The following is a 4,404-nucleotide window of genomic DNA, read 5'->3' as shown; positions in this document are numbered from 1 at the left end:
TTTCAACAGTGCTTAATCACGATGAAAGATATGCCTGAGCTAACCTCTGAAGATGAAGTTGAGAATTTAGTACGTGAGTTTTTGGTTCATGGGCATGAACTATCCGAAATGTGTCGTATTTTTCGTGAGTACTGGGCGATCTCAACAAGAAATGATGTTATCCAACAATATGTCGTTGAATACTATCAGTCCTACTACAAGATTATTGCTGAAAAATTCAGACCAGTTGCAGTCAGTGAGAAAGCATTGTCGCAAGCTATTTCGATCTTTATTCCGTACGTCGAAGGTTACTCTGTAACGGCCTCAGCCTTACCCAACAAGCTAGACTCAAACAGTTTCTTGATAAAAACAGTGATATGGAAATGTTTAAAAGAAGAGTTTTGATGAAATGAGCGACTGAATAGCCAGTAGTATCGTAGCCACTGTTAGCATTACCAAAAGTAGGTCAACTCATGACACAAGATATGTGTACTGACTCTAATGCTAGAAAGGAATGGGGCATTTGTGATTTAGAAACGGCAGAGAACACTGCCGTTTCAGTATGAGACTTTATTCCTCTCCCGCAGTTAAGTTGTTGTCAAGTTAGAAACTACTCAACCGTTACCGCTTTGGCTAAGTTACGAGGCTGGTCGACATCGGTACCTTTGACTAAAGCAACGTGGTAAGCCAGCAGTTGCATTGGTATGGTGTAAAACACTGGTGCGGTTAAATCACTGACATGTGGCATGGAGATGATTTTCATATGTTCATCTTCTTCAAAGCCGGACTCTTCATCAGCAAAAACGTACAGCAATCCACCTCTTGCACGCACTTCCTCTACATTGGATTTGAGCTTTTCCAACAGCTCGTTATTGGGCGCAATCACTACCACAGGCATATCAGCATCAATCAATGCCAGTGGACCATGCTTCAACTCCCCTGCAGCATAGGCTTCAGCATGAATATAAGAGATCTCTTTTAGTTTCAGCGCCGCCTCCATCGCAATGGGATAGAACTCTCCCCGACCGAGGAACAGCGTGTGCTGCTTGTCTGCAAAATCCTCTGCTAACAGCTGTATCTGTTTCTCAAACGCCAGGGCGCTTTCGACATCTGCCGGCAACGCATGGATAGCTTCTACTATTCGAGCTTCTCTACCGTTATTTATTCTGCCCTGCTCTTTACCAATCGCAGTCACCAGCATTAATAGCGAGGCCAATTGAGTAGTAAAAGCTTTGGTTGAAGCAACACCAATCTCGGTTCCTGCCCGGGTCATAAAGGCAATATCGGCTTCACGAACCATGGATGAACCCGACACATTGCAGATTGTCATTATGGCCATGTAACCCCGTTCTTTGGCCAGGCGCATCGCTGCTAATGTATCAGCGGTTTCACCGGATTGAGACAGTGTAATCAGCAAACTGTTAGGGCGGGTAACGAAGTTTCGATAACGGAATTCAGAAGCGATCTCGACATCACAACTGACTCCGGCAATGTCTTCGAACCAGTAGCGAGACACCATGCCTGCATTGTACGAAGTCCCGCAGGCAATAATCTGGACATGTTCAACTTTACTCAGGATTTCAACGGCATTAACACCGATACTTTCCGTTACAACGGAATCGATATTGATACGGCCCTCCATGGTGCTGGTCAGCGCCCTTGGCTGCTCAAATATCTCTTTCTGCATAAAGTGGCGGTACCCGCCTTTTTCGCCCGCATCTTGTTCAACCATAGATTCAATGATTTCGCGTTCCACCGGCTTGCCTTTAGCGTCAAAGATTTGTACTTCTCGACGGCTCACTTCGGCGACATCACCCTCTTCCAGATAAATAAACCGGCGTGTCACACTCAACAGCGCTAGCTGATCCGAGGCGAGAAAATTCTCCCCGACACCAAGACCAATGACAATAGGGCTACCCGAGCGGGCTACTACCAACCGCGAAGGATCATTACGGTCGATCACAACCGTTCCGTAGGCGCCTTCCAATTGCCGCGCGGTCTTTTGTACTGCTTCTAGCAAAGAGTTTGCTCCGCGCCGTTCCCATTCCACTAAATGAGCAATAACTTCGGTATCAGTCTGGGATTCAAATCGGTAACCACGATCGAGCAATCGCTCGCGCAGGACATTGTGGTTTTCAATAATGCCGTTGTGAACCACGGCAATATCACCGGACATATGGGGGTGAGCGTTGGCTTCAGAGGGCTCACCATGGGTAGCCCAGCGGGTGTGAGCGATACCGGTACCACCGAATACTTGTTCCGCTTCTACCGCATGCGCCAATTCCTGAACTTTACCCAGGCGGCGAACCCGAGTCAGTTGGTGCTCGTTGTTTACGACCACAACACCGGCTGAATCATAGCCCCGGTATTCCAGGCGACGCAGGCCTTCTACAAGAATTTCTGCGACATCTCTCTGTGCGACTGCTCCTACTATTCCACACATAATATTTACTCCATTAAATGCGTTGCCTTAAAAAAGGAAACGCGTGTGCAACACAAACGATGTGTTGCTGTGTTTGTAAATAAACAGTTTGTTGAAAAAACAAACCCGAAAGACGGTATGCTTTCGGGTTTTTATTATTAAGTTGGTAAAATTAACCTTACGGCATCTTAATCAAGAGCGCGGTTTACAATAAAGCTTTCGCCGTTTTGGTCCACGTTAGCTTTCAATTGAAATTGACCGCCATAATTATCGCTGCTATCAACCCCTGTCATTCGAACGGTTACAGGGCTATCTGCGGTAACAGTTACGGTATTGGTGTTTCTGTCCCATACCCCTCTTACATTGGCTTCTTCGGCCAGAAGCTTTTCTTTACTCATTTCACCGTTACTAAAATAATCAAGGTTAATTATTGGCAGTTGCAACAATGAATTGTATTTAGCCACTACAGCATTCAACCAGTCATATACCAAGGTATCTCCACCGCCATAATTGCGCAGATTCGAGCTATGGAAATAGTGTGGCCACGGCTTGAACGACAGCATATGACGCAGTGTTGTTTCCGCTTCGGCCGCTAATATTTCGCCATAGATGCGAGGCTCGCAAATTGATCCTGGATATACATCGCATGGTCTTCCCTCCACATAAAGTGGTGATAGAGGATCTTTATAACGTTCATAAAATATGTAGTTATATTCGTCTGTTAACTCAGCCGGGGTGGTAACATTATAAAATACTGATGTTGGGTAACGCGGTAACAACATCACGCTACTTTTTGGTGCTGCTGCTAGCTCCTCACATGTCTCAACCGGTACAGATGGTAAAAACTGTGTTCTGTTTTGACATATGCGAGACGAATCAGATGCAAGATATTCAATGCCCAAATGTTCCAACGCATCGACGAAAGCCATGTTCAGGCCCAACGGATACGGAGTCACTAAATCAGGTGAGTACTCGCCATCTGAGTTTTCGGCATCTTCCAGTCCAGAGTGGTTACCGGTTACCAGTACTTTTGAATCATTTAGATAATTGGGGAAATTAAGTTCCTCCCAGACTTTAAAGTTTTCGTCTATCTGTGCAAAAGCAATATCGTAAGTAGCCCCCGCGCTGGTATACATATCCCGGTGAGTCAGCGTATGGTTGATAAAGCGGAAATGATCTTTATTTGCCACTATTGTATCGGTCAATGGTTTAGAATCGGCTACAAACTCCAGAAAAAGTTGCGGACGAAAATCTGGGTTAAGAGCTTCTCTAGTATGTATTTCTACAGTGGTGCCATCATCAGATACCATCGCAAAACCAAAGTTGTTGCTTCCTTGTGACTCCCACCATTGGTTGACGATATCGGTAACGTCTGCCTCTATGGTTCCTTTGGTATCATCGGCTTTGGTTTTCTTATACGTATAGTCTATGCATGAATCAAACGTTATATTATCGTCCCATGTGATTGACTCATCCCAACTATTAGTTACCACACAGATCTGCCCCCGTGGACGACGCGAAACATTAGTAGCAGTTGTCAAAGTTAATACTGCTTTATTAGCTTCTATATAATCATCCAGATCTGGTGAAAGCCCCAGATATTTATCAAACTCAAATAGCGCAATACTTGCCATATCGCCATTCTTTTTTCTAGATTTGTATGAAGAGTACATAGTTAGATCACTGCCATAGGATCTATTCGATTGCTTTGAATCAACATACGTATCACTTATTGTTCCTAAGTACCTTGCGGCCCCGATACCGTTGTAAACAAAGTCCAGCTTGAAATCAGATACGATGCCGGGATGAGCACCAACGAACTGGCCATTAGTACTAATAATGTTTTGAACGTCCTCAGGTGTGGTTCGATAGCTAAGTGTACCTGGAGTGGTATTGGTTACTGGATCCCAAATCTCATCTGCGATAAATATGTCATCAATATGAGCGGCCAGATATACTTTACGCGAACCAATAAACACTCCTTGAGTGGCAAAGTTTAAGAA

Annotated in this window: 3 protein-coding genes; 1 reads left to right on the top strand and 2 read right to left on the bottom strand. The window is 44.8% G+C overall.

From position 1 onward, the window contains the following. A partial coding sequence (locus tag ACQY6F_RS18260; protein ID WP_428776490.1) for a TetR/AcrR family transcriptional regulator occupies positions 1-384 on the top strand: 384 nt, incomplete at its 5' end. A 205-nt stretch (positions 385-589) separates the two neighbouring features. Here ACQY6F_RS18260 and glmS read toward each other — a convergent pair. Both glmS and ACQY6F_RS18250 read right to left on the bottom strand, forming a co-directional pair. Then, entirely contained in the window at positions 590-2,422 is a 1,833-nt protein-coding gene (gene glmS / locus ACQY6F_RS18255) for a glutamine--fructose-6-phosphate transaminase (isomerizing) (RefSeq protein WP_428776488.1), read from the bottom strand. Between the two features lie 167 nt (positions 2,423-2,589). Next, on the bottom strand, positions 2,590-4,404 hold a 1,815-nt coding region (locus tag ACQY6F_RS18250; protein ID WP_428776486.1), incomplete at its 5' end, for a DNRLRE domain-containing protein.

The organism is Vibrio sp., assembly GCF_050299255.1.
GTDB lineage: Bacteria > Pseudomonadota > Gammaproteobacteria > Enterobacterales > Vibrionaceae > Vibrio.
This window is presented reverse-complemented; position numbering and strand designations above follow the sequence as displayed.